General features: G+C 60.4%; 19 protein-coding genes. 13 read left to right on the plus strand and 6 right to left on the minus strand.

What is annotated here, in order from left to right; translation table 11 throughout:
• Positions 1 to 2 precede the first annotated feature (2 nt).
• On the plus strand, positions 3 to 959 hold the full coding sequence (locus tag HRU71_15515) for an HDOD domain-containing protein (GenBank protein ID QOJ04810.1): 957 nt from the start codon (positions 3 to 5) through the stop codon (positions 957 to 959).
• A 15-nt stretch (positions 960 to 974) separates the two neighbouring features.
• Here the strand turns inward: HRU71_15515 and HRU71_15520 are convergent, their stop codons facing one another.
• From HRU71_15520 to HRU71_15530, 3 genes are all read right to left on the minus strand, one after another.
• A complete protein-coding gene (locus HRU71_15520) occupies positions 975 to 1,436 on the minus strand; it encodes a polymer-forming cytoskeletal protein (protein QOJ04811.1) in 462 nt (153 codons plus the stop codon).
• Between the two features lie 186 nt (positions 1,437 to 1,622).
• The gene (locus HRU71_15525) at positions 1,623 to 2,087 is read right to left on the minus strand and encodes a DUF1579 family protein (GenBank protein ID QOJ04812.1); all 465 of its coding nucleotides are present in this window, start codon (positions 2,085 to 2,087) and stop codon (positions 1,623 to 1,625) included.
• A 45-nt stretch (positions 2,088 to 2,132) separates the two neighbouring features.
• A complete protein-coding gene (locus HRU71_15530) occupies positions 2,133 to 3,032 on the minus strand; it encodes an NYN domain-containing protein (protein ID QOJ04813.1) in 900 nt (299 codons plus the stop codon).
• Between the two features lie 227 nt (positions 3,033 to 3,259).
• Here HRU71_15530 and HRU71_15535 point away from each other — a divergent pair, with 227 nt between their 5' ends.
• The gene (locus HRU71_15535) at positions 3,260 to 4,108 is read left to right on the plus strand and encodes a hypothetical protein (GenBank protein ID QOJ04814.1); all 849 of its coding nucleotides are present in this window, start codon (positions 3,260 to 3,262) and stop codon (positions 4,106 to 4,108) included.
• 334 nt (positions 4,109 to 4,442) lie between these two features.
• Here the strand turns inward: HRU71_15535 and HRU71_15540 are convergent, their stop codons facing one another.
• Both HRU71_15540 and HRU71_15545 read right to left on the minus strand, forming a co-directional pair.
• Positions 4,443 to 6,047 carry a hypothetical protein gene (locus tag HRU71_15540; GenBank protein ID QOJ04815.1) on the minus strand — a complete coding sequence of 535 codons (1,605 nt, stop codon included), beginning with the start codon at positions 6,045 to 6,047 and terminating at the stop codon, positions 4,443 to 4,445.
• 288 nt (positions 6,048 to 6,335) lie between these two features.
• Entirely contained in the window at positions 6,336 to 7,220 is an 885-nt protein-coding gene (locus tag HRU71_15545; GenBank protein QOJ04816.1) for a hypothetical protein, read from the minus strand.
• A gap of 146 nt (positions 7,221 to 7,366) precedes the next feature.
• On the opposite strand from HRU71_15545, the gene HRU71_15550 reads away from it, so the two are divergent.
• The 3 genes from HRU71_15550 to HRU71_15560 all read left to right on the plus strand — a co-directional run bounded on the left by HRU71_15550 (position 7,367) and on the right by HRU71_15560 (position 10,161).
• Positions 7,367 to 8,308 (plus strand): GDP-L-fucose synthase, encoded by a 942-nt coding sequence (locus tag HRU71_15550; GenBank protein ID QOJ04817.1) that lies wholly within the window; start codon positions 7,367 to 7,369, stop codon positions 8,306 to 8,308.
• 90 nt (positions 8,309 to 8,398) lie between these two features.
• Complete coding sequence (locus HRU71_15555) at positions 8,399 to 9,592, plus strand: SGNH/GDSL hydrolase family protein (GenBank protein QOJ04818.1); 1,194 nt, start codon at positions 8,399 to 8,401, stop codon at positions 9,590 to 9,592.
• 20 nt (positions 9,593 to 9,612) lie between these two features.
• Positions 9,613 to 10,161, plus strand: a complete 549-nt coding sequence (locus HRU71_15560; protein QOJ04819.1) for an antitermination protein NusG — start codon at positions 9,613 to 9,615, stop codon at positions 10,159 to 10,161.
• Between the two features lie 25 nt (positions 10,162 to 10,186).
• On the opposite strand, the gene HRU71_15565 is transcribed toward HRU71_15560, so the two are convergent.
• Positions 10,187 to 11,014: a class I SAM-dependent methyltransferase gene (locus HRU71_15565; GenBank protein QOJ04820.1), complete on the minus strand. Its 828-nt coding sequence runs from the start codon at positions 11,012 to 11,014 to the stop codon at positions 10,187 to 10,189.
• Between the two features lie 619 nt (positions 11,015 to 11,633).
• Here HRU71_15565 and HRU71_15570 point away from each other — a divergent pair.
• From HRU71_15570 to HRU71_15605, 8 genes are all read left to right on the plus strand, one after another.
• Positions 11,634 to 13,100 carry an oligosaccharide flippase family protein gene (locus HRU71_15570; protein QOJ04821.1) on the plus strand — a complete coding sequence of 489 codons (1,467 nt, stop codon included), beginning with the start codon at positions 11,634 to 11,636 and terminating at the stop codon, positions 13,098 to 13,100.
• 15 nt (positions 13,101 to 13,115) lie between these two features.
• Entirely contained in the window at positions 13,116 to 15,026 is a 1,911-nt protein-coding gene (gene asnB, locus HRU71_15575) for an asparagine synthase (glutamine-hydrolyzing) (protein ID QOJ04822.1), read from the plus strand.
• 68 nt (positions 15,027 to 15,094) lie between these two features.
• Positions 15,095 to 16,045: a GDP-mannose 4,6-dehydratase gene (locus HRU71_15580; GenBank protein ID QOJ04823.1), complete on the plus strand. Its 951-nt coding sequence runs from the start codon at positions 15,095 to 15,097 to the stop codon at positions 16,043 to 16,045.
• Positions 16,046 to 16,090: 45 nt separating this feature from the next.
• Positions 16,091 to 17,278 (plus strand): glycosyltransferase family 4 protein, encoded by a 1,188-nt coding sequence (locus tag HRU71_15585; protein ID QOJ04824.1) that lies wholly within the window; start codon positions 16,091 to 16,093, stop codon positions 17,276 to 17,278.
• 210 nt (positions 17,279 to 17,488) lie between these two features.
• Complete coding sequence (locus HRU71_15590; protein QOJ04825.1) at positions 17,489 to 18,841, plus strand: hypothetical protein; 1,353 nt, start codon at positions 17,489 to 17,491, stop codon at positions 18,839 to 18,841.
• A 20-nt stretch (positions 18,842 to 18,861) separates the two neighbouring features.
• Positions 18,862 to 20,034 carry a glycosyltransferase gene (locus HRU71_15595; GenBank protein QOJ04826.1) on the plus strand — a complete coding sequence of 391 codons (1,173 nt, stop codon included), beginning with the start codon at positions 18,862 to 18,864 and terminating at the stop codon, positions 20,032 to 20,034.
• Positions 20,035 to 20,055: 21 nt separating this feature from the next.
• Positions 20,056 to 21,975: an asparagine synthase (glutamine-hydrolyzing) gene (gene asnB, locus HRU71_15600; protein ID QOJ05043.1), complete on the plus strand. Its 1,920-nt coding sequence runs from the start codon at positions 20,056 to 20,058 to the stop codon at positions 21,973 to 21,975.
• Positions 21,972 to 23,117: a glycosyltransferase family 4 protein gene (locus HRU71_15605; GenBank protein ID QOJ04827.1), complete on the plus strand. Its 1,146-nt coding sequence runs from the start codon at positions 21,972 to 21,974 to the stop codon at positions 23,115 to 23,117. The genes asnB (HRU71_15600) and HRU71_15605 overlap by 4 nt, the downstream gene beginning before the upstream one ends.
• Position 23,118: the final 1 nt, after the last annotated feature.

Below are 23,118 nucleotides of genomic sequence, written 5' to 3' on the forward strand. Positions count from 1 at the left end.
GCATGCCCTCGCCGGCGCAAATCCTCGCCGCGATCCGCGCGCAGCCGAAGATTCCCGCGCCGTCGCAGGCCGTGTCGAAGGTTCTGGCGCTGACGAGCGACCCCGAATGCGCGATTCCCAAGCTGGCTGACGTGATCGGGAAGGATCCCGGGCTGACGGTGCAGCTTCTTCGTCAAGCCAACAGCGCGCTGTACGGTTGCGCCAACCCGACCAGTTCGGTGAATCAGGCGTGCGTGCGATTGGGTATCAAGCGCGTGCGATCGGCCGTCGTCAACCAGCACATCGTCAACGGGTTGAGCAAGGTTTTCCCAAAGGCGTTTGATCCATCGCGTTTCTGGCAATCGGCGCTGGCGATCAGCGTCGCTGCCCAAGAGTTGGCCAAGCGCGTCGATCCGCCGGCCGCCGAGGACGCCGGCACGGCGGGACTGCTGTGCGATCTGGGAATCGGCCTGCTGGCATCGGCGATTCCCGAAGAATACAAGCCGGTTCTGGCGGAATTGCCACGCGTGGGTCTGGGCGGTTTGCATCGACTCGAGACGCCGTTGATCGGCCTGACGCACGCGGAAACGGCTGCGGCGGTGTTAACGGATTGGAAACTGGATGCGCCGATCATCGAGGCGGTAAGGAAGCACCACTTTGATTTGGCCACGCAGGCCGCCGCAGAGTCCTGCAAAGAAGCGCCGTCGGTGTTGGCACGCATCGTGCGGTCGGCGGTGATTCTCTCCGAGATCGCGCTGGACGGCTCCGAGATGGAGCGAATCGACAATTTGTTTCGCCACGTCGAAACGCTCGCGCCGCAGGCCGATGCGCTCGTGGGCGAGTTGCTTGATTCGCTCGTCGCGACGATTCAGGCGACCGCGCAGTCCCTTAGCGTCGAACTGGGCGATCTCAACGACATGGAAGCCAATTTGGCGCGGCTTGTCAGCGATGCGCTGGCGTCGGAAGAAGCGCAGGCGTAAGGCGGGCGTGCGGTATCAGCCCGGGACGCGCACTTCGGCCGGTCGCGGCGTCGGAGCTGGGGCCGGTCGCGGCGTCGGGCGCTGCATGTCGGGCGCGGGAGCCGACTCCTGCGCCATGGGGCGCCGCATGGGGGAATCGGCTGCGGCCTGACCCACGACAACGTTGCCGATGAAAATGGCGCCGTCGGCGATTTCAAGGCGATTCGCACGAAGGTCGCCTTCGACCTTGGCGGTCGCGAGGAGGTGCAGCTTTTCCGAGACGACGAAGTTGCCCTTGCACTCGCCCTCGAGGCGAACGTTCGCCGCTTCAATGTTCGCGGTGACGCGCGAACCCTCGGCGACGTGCAGCGTGCCCTTGGACTTGATGTGCCCGTCGAAGCCGCCTTCGATTCGGACGCCTTTCTCAAAACTTAACTCGCCCTTGAAGCGGGCGTCCGGACCGATCACCGTGGGAAAATCACCGCTCATATCCGCCATCGTCTTATCCTCCAGCGCCGCGCGGTGGCCGCGCGAGCAATGCGCAATACGTGCGCAGACCTAAGCTTACGCATCCGATGCAGCTTGTTCCATCCGTGGAAGGCCCGCCAGTATATCGTCTGCATCGGGGAATACAATGGCGGGTCGGGCCGCGTGCAGTGGGTCACCTAGTTCCTTCCGAAACCGTTAGTCCTTCTGGTAACGGCCTTCCATGAATGGTCGCCAGTTCTGGCCATCGGGTGAAATGCCCAGACGGAAACCGTAGTGACCCGGTTCGCGCAGGTCAAACACGGCGCGCGACAGCCCGGCGGTTGTCATGCAGGTCAGCGTCAGAACATCGCCCTCGAAGCCTCCCTGATACACATGCGGCCCTGCCACGCCCATGTTGTCCCACCAGTGCATCGTATAGAGGTTGCTGGCGGGGTTGTAGGCAAAGACGCCGTGTCCGGTGAAGCTCGCAGCGCCGTTGCGTTCCTGGCGATAGTCCTGAATCACGACGAAATCGCTTAACGCGAGGCGATTCTCGACGAATCCTGTCGCGGGCCCGCCAGTCGGGTCCCACGGGGAGGGATGGACACGTTCCTCGCCTTTCCATCGGCCCGCAAGCCTTGCCAGTTTTCGATGACCTTCGGCGGGCTGGGGCATGTTCATGAGGGACCTCCCGGGAACAACGCAGCGCGTGAACGGTGCCGGCGATCAGACCAGCGAAACACGCTTGGCGCACGGTCCTTTGTGGTTCTGACCGAGGACGTAATTGACTTCGTCGCCGATCCGCAACTCGTTGAAATCGCAGTTTTCGACATCAGTATAAAAGAAGAACAGGTTGGCGGCCGCGCCGCCTGCCGGCGTGATGAAGCCGTAACCGTCGAGCAGATTCTGGATCGTGCCGCTTTGCGGCTCGGCGGAAATCGGCATGGACGCGCCGTTCGTCAGGTCGGCGGGAGGTCTCGGCTCGCGACGCGAAACGAACAGTCCGCTGACGATGGGGTCGTCCGTGCGCCCTTGATCGTTGATGATTTCATGCATCATGACCGGATAAGTGGATTCCTCGAGCAGAGCCTGGGCGGTGCGGGTCTCGCGCTCCATCCCGTTGTGATCGACGTAAGCGAAGTCCCATGCCAGCACCATGACGCGAGCGCCCAGGGTATTGATCTTCCGGACCAGCGGGAGGTAATCGCCGTCGCAGGCGATGAGAACAATCACGTCAAAATGCTTGTGGATGGACTGCTCAAAGGCCTCCAGCGCGAACCAAACCTGCATGTCTTTCGCGCCGTCGCGCGTGCTGGGCAGGTAGTGCGTCGTGACGCCCTCGCGCATCAGCACCTCGTCGAAGGTGCGTTCCTTGCGGAGCAGATCGCGCTCCTCGGCATCCGACGCACGGAGCCGCGTGCGGAAATAGTGGGCGTCCACGATCTGACAATAGCGGATGTCTACGTCCTCCCCTCGAGATACCTCGTCGCGAATGAAAGCATGCAAACCCGAAATGCTGATTCGGGCCTTACGCTCGTGGTGGTAGTTGTAGTAGTTGCTGACGTGGAAGAAAAAATCCCCGTCATAGAAAACGCCAATGCGAATCAAACCGCTGCTCGTGGTCATGATGTGTGACTCCGTTATTCATGAAATCGCCAATTCGATTCGTTCATGAAACCTATGCAAGGCCATGTGCCGCAAGCCATTGCGGCGTGCGGTGCCTATATCTTGGGTCGCGGGGACGCCGCTTGTCAAACCGCTCAAAATAGGCCGTTGAGCCGTGTACGAGCCGTTATAATGGTCGCAGATGGCCCGATTGGGGATGGGTCAGCAAGGCGGAGGAAAGAGTACCAATGAATCCGAATCGACTGATGGTTGTGGCGATCGGTCTGGGGCTGCCGCTGGCGGCGTTCGCGACGCCGGTGCAGTTCACTGTGAATCCCGGATTGAGCAACGTCAACGTGCAGTTGTGCATACAGGGAAGCTGCGATTCCGATCCGTCGAGCGTGTCGGGCTTCATGTCGGCGAAGACGCTGCCGGTGCCCGCACCCGCGGCCGTGACCTTGTATGACTTCCATTTTATTTTGAACGACCAGATCGACCTGTTCATCAGCTTCGGCATCTTTGGGAGCTTCACGGGAACCGGGCAGAATATCAATCTCCTGTATGCCACCCCGGGCGTGCCGCAGCCGCCGGCACCGGTGCTCGGCAATGCGTTCACGATTCCCGGTGTGCCAACGAATCAGACTGGTACGTTCACGTACAACGCGACGGGTATCATCTGCACGCTGCTTCAGGGACAGGTGCCGCCGATCCCCTGCAACGACGTGGTAAACCTCGCTGATCAGGGGACGCAGAACGGCGACTTGAGCGGCACGCTCGCGGTCGTCGGCCGCACGGTCACGCTGACGAGCAATCCGAATGTGTCGGTCCCGCTGGACCCGGCGAATCCGAGCCTGGGCAGCCTGACCGTGACCGGGACAATCGTGGCATCGGCGACGATTCCGCTGCGCGGGGATGTCAACTTGAGCGGCGGCGTGAACGGGCTGGACGTGCAGGAGTTCACGCGCGTGATGCTCAACCCCGGCGGCTTCGACTGGCAGAAGCGCTTCGCGACGGACATGAACGACGACGACGCGTTTGATGCGACGGATGTCGCGATGTTCGTGGATTGCCTGGTGAATGCAAACTGCCCGGATTAATGCGGCTTCCGAAACAGTCGCCGACTCGAGATGGGCCGCGACCGTGAGGTTGAAAACTCGCCGTGGCGAGGAGCGGGTTCTTCTTCGCTGAAGGGCGAGACTCGGATGCGCTGTTTCCTTTGCCAAGGTCTAGAACCGGTTTCAAAACTCCTCTCCCCCTTGGGGGGAGAGGTTGGGTGAGGGGGAAAAGTGGTTCAAACGAATTGATTCACCCTCACCCCAACCCTCTCCCTGGAAGGGAGAGGGAGTTTTGAAACAGCTTGTAGGGAAAGAGCTGCGCCCCTTTGAGTTGCCCGCCCCCTTTGATTTGATCCTATGATCCGTTCCAAATGACTCATGCTTCTCGTAGCCGGTCGCTGCACTGGGCAAGTATCTGTTCGGCGACTTGGTTCGGATGGTAACCGGCAGGCAGGCGGACAAGCGGCTTCCCGAATTTGTCGCACGAGGTCTTCACTTCCGCGTAGCTGTGCCGCGACCAGCGGATTGCCAGCAACACGACGGCCACATCAGAACGCGAAACTTCAGGGTCGAAATCGATGCGCGGGTTGTGCTCACGCGTCTTCATCCACACAAGCTCGCGAAGTCTGAACGCCGATTCAAGCGACCTCTTTGCGTGGGGGCGCACTTCACCACCGATCATCAGGATGGACTTTCCGGTAAGAAGCTCGGCGACCACTTCGACACTCGGGGTTGGCTGCTCTTTCGTTCCCGGCTCTATCGAGGTCGGGCGAGACGCAAGGTATCGGTCAATTTCGACCAGCACCCGCTGCATCCCAGGTCTTTCGACTACCCCATCCGGCATCGAGTCGACGAAAGGCAGAAGGAGGTCACGCAACTCCACGCTGCTCGGCGGAACCGCTTCCTCGATAAGCGATTCGACCGTGCGTGATATCGTCTGCCAGTCACGATCGTGATCCGCTGCGGGTTTCTGGGTAATCTGCTTGAGGTGATAACGGATCTTGTTGAAGTGACTTCGCCGCGCTTTGTCCCGCTCGCGCCGCTGGTTGACCTCGGTATCGAGAGCTTGTATCCGTTCTCGAAGCTCGTCGATTTTTGATGGTTCTGCCGGGTCATCGAGCCGCATGTGCCGCTGTATCAGGATCTGCGCTTCCCGGCACTTCTGTCGCAGCCATTGAAAAAGGTAATTCTGGTCTCCGTCCGTGACATCACCAAAGCTCATAAGCATCACTCGAAGCATGGACTGAGCCTCGGCGGCAAGGTCCAGGGCGCGTTCGAGGTACCCGGTACTGTCCGTAGCGCCTTCCGACACGGTCCGAAGCAGAACTGCCGCGTCACTGCAGACGTCGAAGCAGTCCGCGACGTCGTCGTAGCGCGAGAGCTGTTCGGGTATCGGGGCGTTGGGATTGCACATCCACAGGTAGCAATCTTGCACGTTTCGCGCACGGTCGATGATCTCGGCATCGAGCGGCTGTATCTCGGTCCTGAAGTCCGCCCCATCTTCCAGAAGCCGCTGCCTCTTGAGCTGCCAGCGACATGCTTCAGCTTTGATTCGACAGCGCGCTTCGATCAGTGCAAGATTTTCCGGGCTTGCAACGAAAGCGAGCCGAGTTCCATACTGCTCGTTAGCTGGTGCTGCGGATGGTGGTTGTGCAAAGGTCAGGCTCGCGAGGTCTACTGGGCTTGGCTTCGGTTCAAGTACATCCCCGCGATTCGCCCGGCGCTGTGTGGCGGTGTCCGCAATCGGTGCGCTGGTAATGAGTTCCGCTGTTGCGCAAGCAACATCCTCTGGGCGAAGTTCCATCTCGTCGGGCGGCGAAGACCTGGCAGTTGCGGCCATCCGAAGGAACGCCTTCCCCAGTTGTTCGATCAGGTCAGTCAGTCGCTGATCCGTTTGCGCCAGGATGCTTAGGTGGCGCACGATCGCTCCGATGGCCTCCGATAGACGGCTATCCTTCGAGCTGTTTTCTGAATGGTCCATGTGTGATTCCCGCTGTCGCATTGGCTTTAAATCAGTCGGGTAGGGTGTGTCTGGCCACCTCGACCCACCGATGCTTCTCAAAACCGCCCCGGGTCGTCGTCGAGGGCGAGCAGGAAGGCGATCAGGTCGACCTGCTGGGCGTGCGCGAACCAGGTTTCCTGCCGTGGTTGTCTGCGTAACCATCGACGCGCAGGGCATTTATCAGCCAGTAACCAACAGTACCGAACCCGCAGGTCGGGCGCTCGCAAGTCGTACTTCGTTCGCCGCAGAAGTTTGAGCAAGGATCGGTCAATCCTCCCGCGGAGGAAAAGTTACGTTTCCCCAGTCCTCCGTCACGCCGGCGTCAATCGTAATCTGAAGGAATGTTTGAAGCAGGTCCATCAGAATGGCCGCCGAGATCTGCAGCGTTCGACGATTGAGGCGGCTGCCCTTCGTGCTTGCCCCATGAAATACCTGATTGCGGAGCACGTACAACCGTTCAAACAGCAATCGCAAAATGGGTAGCCAATTGGTTTTCTGATATCCCAGAATCGCGGATTTTACCTCTTGCTTGACCTGCCTGATCGCCGGGGCGGTCTCACCGTCCCAGAAACGGCTGTTGAGGTACTTGTTATCTATCAAGTTTAGGACCGAGCCCTGACGTTTGCCAAGAAGCTTGTGGAGCAAGCCGTGACTATCGAGGCGCCATACTTGCGATAGGAAGGTACCTAGCGATTCGCGATCACCCCACGGGCGGTGAGCGGAACTCTGTCGTCCGTACAGGGCGTTCATCCCGATCCAGCAGAAGATAAACTGACCATCGACGTCGCCTGAATCAAGACTTTCAGCACGCTCCAACCACGACAGCGCCCGCCAGACGCGGATAGAGAAGTCCTGATTGCCATCACGGAGGTCGCGGGGCAGCTGGCGAAAGCGGTTGCGAAGCTCAACAGACGAGTACATAGCGAATAGTAAAAAGTCTCGGTCAAAGCGAGACAAACGCCTTCGGGAATAAAGGATGGCTTTCCCTGCCCACCGGGTCGAGTCTTCGGCCGGGGAGGGCAGCGGGTGTTGGCAGAGCGTGATGTTCTCCTGCTTTCGCAGTTGTCTGGCCGTGGTCAGTTTCCGGCGGCGCTCGGCCAGCAGCGCCTCCGGGTTTCCTCGATAATAATCCACCGGCCGCAGGAGGTTCAAACTGCTGTGCAGCCGGTGGTGATTGGAGTGGTCGAAAGTAATGTTTCAGGTCTTTCACGGGGTGACTCCTTAGCGCGGGGATGAAGATTGCGAACGCCCTTGCCGCGGTCATAGACTGTAGCAACTTGGCAGGCGAGCGGGTACTGATGAACCTGAACCAGCAACGGATTGTCGTGACCGGCGGGGCCGGTTTTCTTGGCCGAACTGTTTGTGCCGAGTTGGTTCGGTGCGGCGTTCCGCGCGAGAATGTCCTGGTCCCGAGAAAGCAGCAGTTTGACCTTACTTCGCTGGAGGCCGTTCGGCGATTGCATGACGTCATGCAGCCTACGGTGGTGATTCACCTCGCGGCGGAAGTGGGGGGAATTGGCGCGAATCGCACGCAGCCGGGTCGGTTCTTTTATTCCAACCTTGCGATGGGGATGAATTTGATCGAAGAGGCGCGGCTGCGCAACCTTGCGAAGTTTGTGCAGGTGGGGACGGTCTGCTCGTATCCCAAGTTCACGCCTGTGCCGTTTCGAGAAAAAGATTTCTGGGACGGATATCCGGAAGAAACGAACGCGCCGTACGGCATTGCCAAGAAGGCGCTGCTGGTCATGCTTCAGGCATATCGGCAACAATATGGCTTGAACGGAATTTATCTTATTCCGGTCAATCTTTACGGCCCCGGTGATAACTTCGATCTTGAGACGAGCCACGTCATCCCTGCGATGATCCGAAAGTTCGTGGAGGCCACGCGCCGAAATACACCGCGTGTTGATCTGTGGGGAACCGGCGCGGCAAGCCGAGAATTCCTGTACGTCGACGACGCCGCGCGTGGAATCGTCCTGGCGCTGGAGCGGTACGACGGCGCCGAGCCGGTCAATCTTGGGAGCGGCTCGGAGATCACAATTCGAGACCTGGCGGAAAAGGTCAAACGGATCGTGGGGTACACAGGAGAGGTTGCGTGGGATTCATCAAGACCGGATGGCCAGCCGCGACGGCGCCTGGATATCTCCCGTGCAAGGGCGTTGTTCGGGTTTGACGCAGCGGTTTCGCTTGACGAAGGGCTTCAGCGCACGCTTGATTCGTATTTGCGATTAAATCAGTAGGATGTTTTGATGGAAGCTGGTGACACTCAACAACCGAGCACCGCAAAGGGCGGCCCCTCCGGCGCGACGGGAGCCGCCGGTGCCAAGCGAATGCCATCGCGTTCGAGGAAATCAATCGGGTTCAAGCTCCTCGCAATGGTCGCGGCGCTCTGCATCGTTCTGGTGTGCTCGGAAATGGCCGTGCGCTTGCTGCTGAAAGTGACAGATGTCGCGTTCATGATCTGGGATCCGCTGATTGGGCCGAGGCGAGCGCCCAACCAGAGCGGACAATTCTACGTGGGGCTGGAAGCCCAGGGTCGATACTCGTTCAACGCACACGGATGGAACAACCTTCACAGCACGTACTCGGCAGTCAAGCGAGCGGGCGCTCGACGTGTTTGCCTGGTAGGCGATTCCATGGTTGAGGCCATGCACGTGAACGTGGAGGATTCGATGGCCAGCGTCGCCGAACGCGCCATGAGCCGTCCCGATCGTCCTGTTGAATGGTACACATTTGCCAATTCCGGTTACGGCACGACCCATGAGTACCTGTTGATTCATCATTATGCGTTGGATTACCGTCCGGATGTTGTGGTGATGCTGTTCATCGCAAATGATCCCGTCGATTGTTCGATCTATCTGGCTCCCCAGGAGCCGTGGATGGCGCGGCTCCTGCTGGATGAGAACGGAGAGCTGGTCTACGTCGCACCCGAACAATACGTTCCATCGACGCTGAAGCGTGTGTTCGCAAAATCGGCGTTGGTGCGGTACTTGTTTATTCAAAAGCGGCTCTTCGAGCGCGGCGCCTCGCGCCTGGCCCCCGGCCAGATGCCGGTGCGCGAGCAGACGCTGGCCAACCTGGCGGCGACCAGCACGAAGACCGACACTTTGGAGGATCGCGTCGCGCGAACCTGGGAACTGATTGAAGCAGTACTCAAGCAGACCAGGCAGGAATGCGAGGCACGCGGCGCCGAGTTCCTGCTGGTATACCAGGGACACCGGTTCGAGATGGAAGCAGCCGCCGAGGGTCGAACGTATTCGCCTCCCCCGCGCGAAGTGGACCCGCTCTGTGTGTGGGAGCGTCTGAACGAGATGGGCCGCGACTACCTGGAACCGCTTGCCCGGCGGCAGGGGATTCATTATCTGGATCTGACGGATGCCGTTTCCGCAGCGTGCCGCGCAGCGCGAACGAGATTCAATTTCGTGGATGACGGGCATTTTAACACCTTCGGGCATCGCGTGGCGGGCGAAGCCATGGCGGCGAAAGTGGAAGTGATTCTGGCCGGTAAGCGAGGAAAACCGTGAATGCAGGGGGTGTTCAGTCGTTGGCTAAGATCGAGATCCCTCCGGTGCGGGAGGGGACCGCGTGGTGGGTGGCCCATACCAAACCCCGCCAGGAAAAGGCGCTCGCGGAGGATCTTCGATCGCTGGGGCTTCCGTCTTATCTGCCGCTCTATGAACGCGTGACCCGAAGCCGGCGAAGCGGCCGAATGTCGCGATCGTGGATTCCGGTTTTTTCGAGCTATGTCTTTCTGGTGGCGTCCCCGGAGGATCGTCAGCGCGTCTTGCGCACCCAGCGCGTGGCGCAACTGCTGGTTGTTCGCGATCAGTCGCGGCTCGTGACCGAGTTGACGCAGATTCAGCGGGTGCTCTCCAATCCGGTCGAGTTCCGCATTCATCGTGGGTTGAAAATCGGCGCGTGGGCGCGCGTCATCAGAGGGCCGTTGCTTGGAACCGAGGGCGTCGTGCAAAAACGGCTATCGCGTATGCGGCTGGTTCTGAACGTCGAGATGCTCGGGCAGTGCATCAGCGTGGAGGTCCTGGAGGACATGCTCGAAGCGATACCTGATTCCACATTCGATCGCCATGGCTGAAGCCGCGTATCAAGGCGGAGGCCGATCACGGACGCTTATACATGATGACAAAATCCCCGACCTGCGTCAGGGCCAGCGCGCGCACCCACGGGCTTTTCTGAATGAGCTTGTAGGCCATGCGGCGGACCAGCGAGCGCTGGACACTTGGATCGCTGGGGCGGACCAAATCAATCAGCGAATAAAATTGGGCAAATCCTGCATAGCGCCCCAGCCTGCAAAGCTCGCTGTAGGTAAACCAATGGACCGCCGGACGCAGGGAATAATTCGCGAGGTGCGGCCGGACATGCAGGTGATGGAAGACATAGGATTCCTTCACGAGCGCCGGAAACCAGTTGTAGAAGGGGACGCGGTATTCGCCGTTTTCGCCGGTGAGGCGAAATCGGTGGCGGTTGGTGGTCGAGACCACCGCGATGCCGCCGGGCGACGTCACGCGAAAGATCTCCTTCAACGAGTCCTCGGGACTCTCCACGTGTTCCAGGACGGCTTCGAACAGGACGAGGTCTTGTGACGCGTCCGGAAGGCTGATGCGTTCGGCCGCTCCCTCTGTGACGAGCGGAGCGCCTAGGAAGGCGTTCGCTGATTCTACAAATGACTTGATAGGTTCGATGCCTCGGGTCTCGTAGCCCGCGTTGCGAAGGCAGGCGATGGGCTGCGGCCGGGGCCCGCAACCCAGAACGAGCACGTTCTTGATGCGATCGCGACCGACGAGGCGATGGAGATAGCCCATCACGCGCAGGATTCGCTCATCTTCTTCCGTTCGGCTGGAAACCGAACGCTCGAAGGTTTCGTGGTATCGGCGGGCAAGATCGGGATGACCGTTGACTAACGGCCGATCATTCGGGTCTTCGCTCATGCACGAAACCTGGCGTTGGTGGGTGTATTGGCCGAGAACGAAAGCATCTGGACATCGACCGCATCGGGAGCGTGATCTAGTTTAGATGGCGGCTGATTCCCAGGCAACCAATCCCACACGGAGGGCGGTTGCCAAGGAGATCCCTATGGCTGCGGCGTGAAGATTATTGACCCGGGCGAGGTTTTTCGGGATACGAGTTACCGGCGCCGAAGCCTGCAAACACCCACTGACGAACTCCTTTCAACAACTTCCGTATGGAAGTGCATGCCAATTGCGGAGGGTCAATTCGGCAAGCGCGGGATGGGGCATGGGGGAGTGGCTGCCGATAGAATAGAAGTGATCAAGTTACCGGCTGGATGTCTGTAACTATGGATCCTGTCGCGAGTTGTATGCAGCGAGGCCGTGCGGCTGACGGGGACGGAGTCTGCCCGCAGAGCTCGCCGGCCATCTGAAGCCGACCAGTCATATGGAAGACGCGGTACAAAACAATGCGGATTCAATATGTCCAGACAAATCAACGACTTCTTCGAGACGAGCCGGTTCTGCTGATCTGGTGAGCGCTGGGGATCGCTCGGGCCCAACCGGTCGCGGCGCCGCACGCGAGGCGACCGGCAAGACCATGATGGTCGTGACGTCCCGCCTGCTGGCGATGGGAGTGTCGCTCGTCGGGCTGTATTTTTATACTCGCGTATTAGATAAATCCGACTGGGCGGCGGGGTTGGTCATGGCCTTGATCGGCGAGACGGCCTTTGCGATGCTGGACATGGGCTTGGGGCTGTGTCTGGAGCGCCGGCTTCCCGGGATCCTCGCCCGGGAGCATCGCGAAGGGTTGATTTTGATCGGCGTCTTTGTCGTCGTTGTGATTGCGAGCGCGGCGGTCGTCGCGTTCGGGCTGTATGGCTGGTGCGACGCACTGGCAGTCGCATTGATGAAAGACCCTTTGAAGAGCGGGGTCATCCTGTGGGGCATACCGTTTGCCATGGCCGTCATGTGGCGCAGCGCGCTGTTTTGTGTGATGCGCGGCACCAATTGTTTCGGACGCCTTAGCATTCTCTCGCTGTCGAGCCAGATTTTCTTTGTCGCCGGGACCGTCGGCGGATACCTGCTCATGGGTCTGAAAGGGTTTCTGATCGGAGCGGCAATCGCGTATGCGTTGCCGTGTGCCTACGAAAGCTGGAAGCTTCGAAGGTATTTCAACGTTGTGCCTGCGTTCCGCGACATCTGGCGATATCTCAAGTATTCGCGTTCCATGCTGGGAGAGCGGGTGGTGAACGCCGGTTACTCCTTCGCGGATCAATGGGTCATCGGGCTCGTGCTGCCGGCGGCGTCGCTGGCGACGTACAACGTACCGCGCAGCTTTTTCGATCGTTTCCAAACGCTACTGGATGGCATGTGGATGGTGCCGACGACGCTGTTGTCGCGTGAATCGGCTCGCGGGCCGGATGCGGTGCGCGCCGCCATGCGTCGATTGAGACGGGTCTTTACCTACCTCTTTGTCCCGATCGGCGTCGGGCTTCTGGCATCGAGCTACTTTCTCGTGGACATCCTCGGCGGGAGCAAGTATCACGACGCCGTAGAACCGTTTGCCATTCTTGCGCTTCATTACCTTGTGTTGGGCCTTGCTGCCGCCAACGCCATCATCGGAATCAGTACGATTGCGCCGCCGGGGGACCGGCTTCGATCGATCCTTTCCAAGAATGTGGCGTACCTGATATGTCTGCCATTGCTGGCGAAGTGGTTCGAGCTGAACGGCGTCGTCGGGGCGAAGCTGATGGCGACCGTTGTGGAAGCGATTGTCGCCGCGATGCTGATGCGTCGCGTTTTGCAGGTGAACTGGGAGTGGGATTCGCTGCGAGCGGTCGCGCTGCCGGCAGCCTTGTTGTTTGTGGTGGTCGCCGGCGGCCAATATTACTTTTACAGCCGACTCGTTGCGCCGCTCTTCATGGCAGCGGGCACGGCGATCTATCTTTACTTGTTCTTTCGGCGTGTTGCGGAGGAGGACCTCCTGTTTTTGGAGCACATACTTCCCGACCGCGCGCGCCCGCTGGTCAAACTCGGGCGCTGGTGTCGTCCTGGCGCGAAATAGGGGGTTGAGCGAACAATGTGCGGCATTCTGGGCATTGTGACGTTTCGCGGTGAGCATCCGAGCGAGCGATCGTTTGATCGCGCGCTGGGGCAACTGGACCACCGCGGCCCCGATGATCGCGGGGCGCTGCACGAGACGCTCCCGTCGGGCGGGCGCATCTCGCTGGGCCAGACGCGCTTGAGCATCCTCGATCTGTCCCCGGCGGGGCATCAACCGATGGTCAGCGATCGCACCGGCACGGCGATCGTTTTCAACGGCGAGGCCTACAACTTTCGGGAGGTCCGCGCCGACTTGCAGAGTGCCGGACTGTCGTTTCACAGCGAATGCGATACCGAGGTTCTTCTGGCGGCGTACGACGAACGTGCGGATCGATTCATTGAGCCGTTTCGCGGGATGTTCGCGATCGGGCTATGGGACCGCGGGCGAGACCGTCTGCTGCTGGTGCGCGATCGGCTGGGCATCAAGCCGCTCTATTACTACTGGGATGGTCGCGCGTTTGCATTTGCATCGGAGCTGACGGCCATCGCGGCGCTGCCGGGATTAAAACTTGACATATGTCAGGATGCGATGCGTCAATTCCTCTGGCGCGGGTTCATTCCGTACCCGTTGTCCATCTTCAAGCAAATCCACAAGCTTCCGGCCGGTTGCATGGTGCGGCTCGATTTGGCGAATCCGCGGCCTGACGTCGTCACATACTGGAATGCGCTGGATTATTACGCCGCACCGGGCCGCTACTCGAACCCGACGGAAGCGGTGGACGCCATTGAAGCGGTGCTGCGAGAGTCCGTGAAGTTGCGTTTGATCAGCGACGTTCCGCTTGGGGCCTTTCTAAGCGGAGGGATCGACTCTTCACTGGTCGTGTCGTTGATGCGGCAAGTGCATGGGGGGACGGTTCGGACCTTCTCGATCGGCTTTGATGAAGACCGATGGAATGAGGCGCCGGCGGCCAAACGCATCGCCGAGTATCTGGGAACCCAGCACGAAGAGATGTACATCTCGCGTGCGAACCTGCTTGAACAGGTTCGCACGGTGAGCCGGCATTACGATGAACCGTTCGCGGATTCGTCGGCCATCCCGACGCTGGCGCTGGCGAAGTTGACGCGGCGGCATGTAACGGTTGCCCTGTCAGGCGACGGCGGGGATGAGCTGTTCTGGGGGTATGATCAGTACACCGCCAAATCGAACCGAGTGTTTCCGTGGGTTCGCAAGGTGCCGACGGCGCTGCGGAAGGTGGTTGGTGCGGGCTTGCGGGCCTTTCGAGGCAGTCCGCTGGAGCGCTGGGGGCATTTGATTGCGTTTGAAGATTTCGCCCAGTTCTATGCCCGAACGGATCTCTGGCATCCGTGGACATTTGCCGGCCTGCACCGGGCGCACGTCACCTTGAATCGGCAGCTGGAGATTGGTCGAGAGGTCGCTGCCCGATTGGGAGATCGAGATCGGGACCGTCACATGAGTGCGACCGACTTGAAGTGTTATCTCGTGGACGACATTCTCACGAAGGTGGATCGTGCCACGATGGCGGTCGCGCTGGAGGCGCGCGTGCCGATCCTGGATCACAAATTGGTCGAACTGGCGGCCGGGATTCCGTACTCGATCAAGAAACACGGGAACGAAAAGAAACACCTGCTCAAGGCGCTGCTTGAGCGGTACGTGCCGAGGTCGCTGTGGGATCGCCCCAAGATGGGTTTCGGCGTACCGTTGGTTCACTACTTCCGTGGGCCGCTGCGGGATTGGGCTCATGACGAGTTGTTCAGCGGCGGGCATTCCCTTCCGGAATGGCTGGACATGCGAATCGCGCGCGCCGTGTTGGAAGAACACGTGAGTGGGCGGCGTGACTGTGCGAGCTTGCTGTGGGCGTGTTTGCAGTTGGCAGGGTGGGATCGGCGGATGCGTGAGATTCGGCGCGGCGCAGAGGCGCCCTGCTGATGGGTTAAGGCACCCCCGAATCCGTGGACCGCGGAACGAGGGATACCGGCGCGGTGAAAGGGAATGGGATGAAAAAGGCATTCGTTACTGGTGCAGCGGGCTTCATCGGCTCGCATCTGTGCGAGTCCTTGTTGCGGGACCAATGGCACGTCCTGGGCGTCGATTGCTTTGATGACTTTTATGATCCTTCTGTGAAGCGGCGAAACATCTCTGGATTCAGCTCCCATCCGCATTTTGAACTGGTCGAGGCCGACATTCGCGACGAGCCGGCAATGGAGGCTGCCCTGGGTCGCGGAACGGATGTGATTGTTCACTTGGCCGCGCGGGCCGGCGTGCGCCCGTCGATCGAACGGCCGTTGCTTTATCAGGATGTCAATGTTCGCGGGACGAACGTTCTGCTGGAGGCGGCGCGAAAGCACAGGATCGGGAGGTTTGTGTTCGCGAGCAGTTCGAGCGTTTACGGCAACAGTCCGAAAGTGCCTTTCAGCGAGTCGGATCGCGTGGATCATCCGATCTCACCTTATGCGGCCACCAAGAAGGCCGGCGAGCTGCTTTGTCACACGTATCATCATCTGTTTGGAATGAACATCACCTGCCTGCGGTTCTTCACGGTGTATGGCGCGCGGCAGCGGCCGGATCTGGCGATTCACAAGTTCACGCGGCTCATCGAGAGCGGCAGGCCGATACCCGTGTTCGGCGATGGCAGCATGATGCGCGATCATACCTACATTGACGACATCATCGCCGGCGTGCGCGCGGCGATGGAACGATGCGCGGGTTTTCATGTTTACAATCTGGGCGAATCGCGGCCGGTGTCCTTGGCCGACTTGATCGCGGCCATCGAGCAAGCACTGGGGAAAAAGGCGATCATCGAGCGGTTGCCGGTGCAGCCGGGTGACGTGGATCGGACCTACGCGGACGTGTCGCTTGCGGTGCGAGAGCTGGGGTATGAACCGCGCACCGAGTTGTCCGTCGGCCTGGCGAAGTTCGTCGAGTGGTTTCGAGCCGCAGGGAGCTGAATCGATCGGTGCGGCGTTGAGGCGCCGAACGGAACCCGTAGCACGATGCGAATCGCCCAAGTCAGTGCCACCTTTCTGCCGATCGTCGGCGGCGTCGAATGGAAAGTGCACTACCTGTCACAGGAGTACGCGCAGCGCGGCCATGTGGTCACCGTTTTCACACTGCGTCAGCCGGGAGGAATCCCCGACGCGCCGTTGCCGGCTGCGCCGCGCTACCGCGTCGTGCGGTGCGGCTATTCGTTTCGCGGTGCAGGCCGATTGGGTGTGAACAACTGGCTGCTGGCGCGCGCGATCCTGGCCGAACATCGCCGCGATCCGTTCGACGTGATTCACGGCCACCAACTGGGGCCGATGGCGGCCTGCTGCGCGAGCGTACGCCGAAGGACGGGGCTACCCGTGGTGGTGACCACGAGCGGAGATGACGTGAACACGATTCCATCCGCGGGCTACGGCATTCGGTGTCAGCCGCGCCTGGATCGCATGGTCCGTGAGAACGTGCGGGCGGTCGACGTCATCGGCAGCGTCAGCCGCGGCATCCGCGCCGAGCTGGAGGCCATCGGGACGACCGCGAAGATTGTCGATATACCGAACGGCGTGCCGTGGGAGGACTTTCAAACCGGCCCCAGCCGGCTGCTTCGGGACAGGCTCAACTTGAGCGATGACACGGTCATCATCCTGTCGGTGGGGCGGAATTTCAGGTTGAAGCGTTACGACGTGGGAATTGAGGCGTTCGCGCGAGTTGTGCAACCGAGGCATTCAGTCACATCGGGCGATGTCCGTACGCACGCAAAAGCGCACTATGTCATAATCGGGCGCGAACTGGATTCGTTGCGACCTCTGATTGACCGGTTTAACCTGGCTGACCATGTTTCATTGGTGGATCAGATGCCGATGTCGCAATTGCCTGCGGCCTATCACTCGGCCGATGTGTTCTTTAACCCTTCCGAGACCGAGGGGTTTGCGCAGGTGAACGCACAAGCCCTGGCTTGCGGCCTGCCCCTTGTGGTGACCGACGCCTCGGGCAACGTGGATGCAGCCGATCATGGCGGGGCACTCGTCGCGCGCTGCAACGACCCGGAATCCATGGCGCGGTGCCTCGCAAAACTGATCAATGACGCGTCGGCGCGCCGCACACTGGGCGCCGAGGCACACCGGGCCAGTCGGCATTATGCCTGGTCGCGCATCGCGGAGCAGTACCTTGAGATTTTTTCGTCGCTTTGTCGAGACCGGTAGTTCGATTCAGGCAGCCTGCGGCAAATGGGTCCGATGCGCTCGTGGCGGCATGCCAGAGCCTTCAGGCCCCTTCGGAGCGGCCATGCGCCTACAATGTGAGGCTGCGTGGAAGGGGCGATCCGATCGCCCCGCCCGGGTACCGGTTCGGCACATCGATTGGTTCAACTCGGCGCGGCGGAGAGTTCGATGAATAGGGTGAGATCAGCCTGAATGAGCATCGGTAGCTTCACATATTCAGCGCCAACCGCCCAGACGTGGTCCGCAGACGCTGTCCAGGGCACGATCCCGGTCGAACTGGATGAGCCGCCGGCGGTTCTCCGCCGGGTGGTTGAAGTTTTGGTTTACATTCCGGTCATCGTCAGCGCCTTCCTGGGTGTTTTGGGGCTTCAACAGATTCGGTTCTTTGGTGGTGGGGTGGCTTTTGCGTCGACCCTCCTGACGATCTTTACCGTGCTGCTTTCCGGGCATCGTCCACCGCTCTCGGTCTGGTTTGGTATCATCATCTGGCTTTGCGCAAACCTTTCGCAGTCCATCGGAAACGGCCAGACGCCCGTGACGGGTCCCGGCTTGCCGATGCTGCTCTTTCACATTGGAACACTCCTTGGGACGTGGTACATCATCTTGAACCCGGCCGCTGAGCGGCGAATGTTTTTCTTCTATTCAGCGCTGATGGTGACGCTGGCGGTGATGGGTGGTCAATACATGCGCAGCCACGCATCGGTCGAGCGATTGGAACTGGAGGGCGTCGGCGGACTGATGGCCAATCCCAATTCCATCGGCTATATGACGGGTTTGTTCGGCGTGGCGATGCTGTTTCGGTCGTTGCGTGAGCGGGCGGTGCTGAGGCCGGTCTTGTGGATATTGACTCTTGTAATGTTTGTCCTGCTGATGCGGACGGTTTCGCGCACGGCCCTGGTCTTGTTCGCGGTTGGCGTCATGGCCTTTCTTGTCACCGTCATGGCGGGGCGCGGGATGCGCGTCAGCGGGTTGATTTTCCTTTGCGTGGTGGTGCTGTTCGCTTCGCAGTTTGCTTATCTCGTCGCCGATCAGCTGATTTACTACCAGAAGCGCGTCCGGGTGGATACGGAAGGCCGTCTGGGGGTTTTTTCGTTGGCGACCCTGACCGATTTCATGAATACTTTTGTCTTCGGGCGAGGCCCGGACCGGGCGATCGCCAGCGCCACCGGCATCACCCCGCATAATACATTTATCTATATGCACCTCGCGTTCGGCGGCATCACGGCGTACCCCTACCTGCTCTGGTTGACCATCCTGGCGGTGCGAATTCTCCGCATGCTGAAATCGCCGGATCTCCCTCTCGATATCAAGTCATTTGTCGTAGCGATTTATCTCATGGCGATCGGCGGCGAAGGCACCAACAACATCAATTTCACGCTCTACTCCAGCGTGTACGCATGGGCCATCATCGAGAAATACACGGCGATGTACAGCCGCCGCGCCATGGAGCAACGTGCCGCCGCGCAGGGGTGGTTCCCTCAATCGAGCGATCCCGGCGCCATGGACTTCCATCCAGTGCGTGGTCGTCGCGCTCGTGCCCTGTGATCGGTTTTGCGCGCTCCTTCATGAAAGTCGTCATCTTAATCGACTCCTTGATTCGCGGCGGTGCGGAACGCCAGGCGCTTCTGACGCTGAAGGAGTTGGCGCATCGCGGGATCGATGCCCGGCTGATTCGGTATTACGAATCACCCGGCGGATACGACTGGCCCGCGGACCTGGACGCGCGCGTGGTCCTCATGGAGAAGGCGGGACGCACGCTTCGTTTCATGTGGCGGCTTTGCCGTTACCTCCGGCGCGAACAGATCGACGTGGTTCACGGCTTCAAGGAGGTGCCCGGCATTTATGCCTGCGTCTGCGGATGGCTGACCGGCGTGCCAGTTCGAATTGTTGGTCACCGCACGCAATCGCTCCCGGGAGGAATGATCCGGAGAGTCTACCGATGGATCCGGTATTTTGCGACAGCTTGGATTGGCAATACGAAGGCGGTTGTCGATGTTTTGCGACACGAGTTAGGCGTGCCGGCCGAGCGCTTGTTCGTGGTGCCCAACGGGCTTGAAACGGATCGATTTCAGCCTTCCGATCAATTGCGTGCATCCGTCCGCGGACGATTGGGCATTGCGCCCGATGCCGGTGTTGTCACGATGGTTGCGGTCCTGCGCAAGGGGAAGAACCACCGTATGTTTGTGCGAATGGCTGCGCGCGTTCGGGATCGTAAACCGAACGCGGTCTTTCTCATTGTGGGCGATTCGGATCCCGCCGAGCCGGCCTGTTTGAGTGAGGTCGAAGCCGAAGTTCGAAGCGCGGGGCTGGAGGGGTCGATTCGATTCCTGGGGATGCGAGCGGATGTCCCGGATATCCTCTGTGCGACCGATGTCTCCGTTCTGACAACCAATTTCGAAGGAATGTCCAACGCCCTTCTGGAATCGATGGCGGCAGGCGTCAGCATCGTCTCGACGGATTACGTCGGAGCGCGCGAACTGGTGGTGGACGGGGATCAGGGATTTCTCGTGCCGCTGAACGACGACCAGGCAATGGCAGATCGCGTTATTCGATTGCTGGATGATCCGGGCCTTCGATCCCGGATGGGGCGGGCCGGTGCGGACCGCGTGAAGCGGGAGTTCAGCGCACAAGTCATGGGGGAACGGCTGGAAGCCATTTACACGCGGTTGGCATCGGGACGTGGAGCCTGGTCGGCTCGGGCGTCGGATGGCGGGTCGGCGACCGTCGCGAAGCATTGATATGGTTGTTTCGGGAGCAGTCTGATTTGCGGCATCTGCGGCATTGTTGACCTGGCGTCGCCTGTTGCGTCGGCAGACGTCGAGCGGATGGTGGCGTCGATCCGTCACCGCGGGCCGGACGACTGCGGTGTCGTTGCGCGCGGTCCGGTCGGGCTGGGGCACGCGCGATTAAGCATCATCGACCTGTCCCCCACCGGGCGGCAGCCGATGTCGACGCCCGATGATCGCTATACGATTGTATTTAACGGAGAAGTGTACAATTTTCCGTCGATGCGCCGGCGACTGGAGGAGCGAGGCGTCGCCTTTCGCGGCACGTCGGACACCGAAGTGGTGTTGCACGCGTTCGCCGAATGGGGTGCCGATGCATTCGCGCAGTTCAATGGAATGTTCGCACTGGCGATCTGGGACGCGACCGCAGAGCGGCTCACCCTCGCCCGAGACCGATTCGGCATCAAACCGCTGTATCTGCATCAGGACGTTCGAACGCTGGCATTCGGCTCGGAGATGAAGGCCCTGCTGTGCAGCGACCGGATCGCACGGCGGATGAACTGGGCAGCGCTTCACGAATACCTCTATTACGGATACCCCATCGGCTCGAACACGTTTTATCAGGGTATCCGCGAACTGTCGCCCGGTTCCTATGCGACGTTTGATGCCGCCGGATTAAGGGAGACACGTTACTGGCATCTCGAGCGAACACCGGCGGTGCGGGATGCGTTCCAACCAGCCGCGCGCCGCGTGGCGGACTTGCTGGACAAGGCGGTTCAGTCTCATCTGATCAGCGATGTGCCGGTGGGCGTGTTTCTTAGCGGCGGAGTGGATTCGTCCGCCATTACGGCGCTGGCCAGTCGACACTATTCAGGGCGGCTCCAGACGTATTCCGCGAGTTTTGATTTTGACAAGGGAGTGGACGAGCGACCCAAGGCGCGCTTGATCGCGCAGCGTTTCGACACGGACCATCACGAGGTTCGCGTGGAGGGGCGGAGGATGCCCGACGTGATCGAGACGCTGGTGCGCTGCCACGATGAACCGTTCGGCGATGCTGCGGACATCCCGTTGTTCCTGTTGTGCGAGCAGCTTCGCGGCAGTGTGAAAGTCATCTTGCAGGGCGATGGCGGTGATGAAATTTTTGCCGGGTACCGCCGATACAACGTCTTATCGTTCAACCCGCTCTGGCAGGCCATGGCTGCGTTTCGCGGAATGCTGAAGCTGCTGCCGCGCGGGCCGCTGCATCAACGGGCGACGCGGTTCTTCCGGGCGATCGGCCATTCAGATCCTGCGTTGCAGATGGCGCTGTACCTGACGCAGGAAGATTTCCTCGATCCGCCGACGCGACTCTTCAGTCCAGACGCGCAGCAACAGCTTGCCTTGCACGATCCGTTTGCTGCATATCACGAGGCCTACAGCCGGCTGAAGGACTTCGATACCGTTCAGCGAGCACTTTATACCGATTGCCTCATCCTGCTGCCGGACATGTTTCTTGAGAAAGTAGACAAATCCACGATGGCGCACGGCATCGAGGTGCGCGTGCCGTTTCTGGACGCGAACTTAACGGACTACGCGCTGGGGCTGCCGTCCGGGATCAAAGTGAAATACGGCCAGAAGAAACGAATCCTCCGAGCGGCTTTGCGCGGCATCGTTCCGGACGAAATTCTCGACGCACCCAAGGAAGGCTTCGGCGTTCCTTATCAATACTGGCTCCGCGATTCGCTGGCGGGCTATCTGCGATCGGTGTTGCTGGATGATTCGATTCATCAATGGGGCATTTTTGATCGCGCCGCGCTGGAACGCACGATTCAGGAGCATACCTCCGGTCAGCGCAACCACGGCTTTTTGCTCTGGAAGCTGCTGAATCTCGGGCTGTGGTATTGCATGTATCTTCAAGGCCGCACCGAACCTGATTCGGTGCGCTCAACGGCGGTCACCGCCACCCGCATATGAACGAGAAATCGTCTGCGCTCGCACGGCCCATCCGCGTGATGATCATCGGCACGTTGCCGCCGCCGATCGGCGGCGCCGGCGTGTCGTTGCAGCACCTGGTGAATCTGCTCGGCGAGCGAAGCGATGTTCGCGTGACCATGGTGAACACCTCCGGCGTACGCGGCCGGCCCCTGACGGCGCCGTTTCGCTTTGCGAGGATCGTCTGTCGCATGCTCGTGGGCGCGGCCCGCGCAGAGGTCGTCAGCTTGCAATCGATGCCGAGCGGCATCCCGTTCATCGGCCCGTTTGCCTGGCTGGCGGCGCGGATATGGAAGCGGCCCCTGATGATTCGCATGTTCGGCGGTGAGAGTTTCCTGGAGGGTCAGGGCCTCGGCGCAGCGCTCATGCGGTGGATCGTTCGACGCTGCGACCTGTACCTGGCACAAACCAAACAACTCGTCGCCGAAGCCCAGGCCGCCGGGTTGCGACGCGTCGAGTGGTACGCGACCAGCCGGCCGATGTCCGACGCCGCGCCGACGGTGGAGGCCTCGCGCCCTTGTCGCAAGTTTGTCTTTCTCGGTCACGTCAAGCCGCTCAAGGGCATCGAAGAGTTGATTGCGGCCGGCGAGCGGATGGAGAACGATGTTACGATAGATGTATACGGTCCTCTGATGGACGGATTGACGGAATCGCGCTTTGCGAAGCTGACCCGCGTGCGCTATCGCGGGACCATCCCGGCCGGGACAGGCGTTCGCGTGTTGCAGGATTATGACGCGATGGTGTTTCCGACGTACTGGCCCGGAGAGGGGTATCCGGGCGTCGTCATCGAGGCGTTTGCGGCGGGGCTGCCGGTGATCGCGACGCGCTGGCGGAATATCCCGGAGATCGTGGATGATTCGTGCGGCCTGTTGATTGAGCCGCGGAATGTGGACGCGCTCCATGATGCGATGCAGAAGCTGGTGCGGGACGCTGCGTTGTTCCGTCGTTTGCGACAAGGCGCCTTGCGCCAGCGCGATTTCTTTGATTCGCGGCGGTGGGTGGAGAAGTTCGTCATCTGGTGCCGGGAGCTGGCGAACCCAGCGCGGGATCAGGGTGCAGCCGTCGAGGAATCACAATCGCGTCAGACTGTGACGCGCGATCGGATATCGGAGCCTCGATCCTAAT

Source organism: Planctomycetia bacterium, assembly GCA_015200345.1.
In the GTDB taxonomy this organism is placed as follows: Bacteria; Planctomycetota; Phycisphaerae; order UBA1845; family UTPLA1; genus PLA3.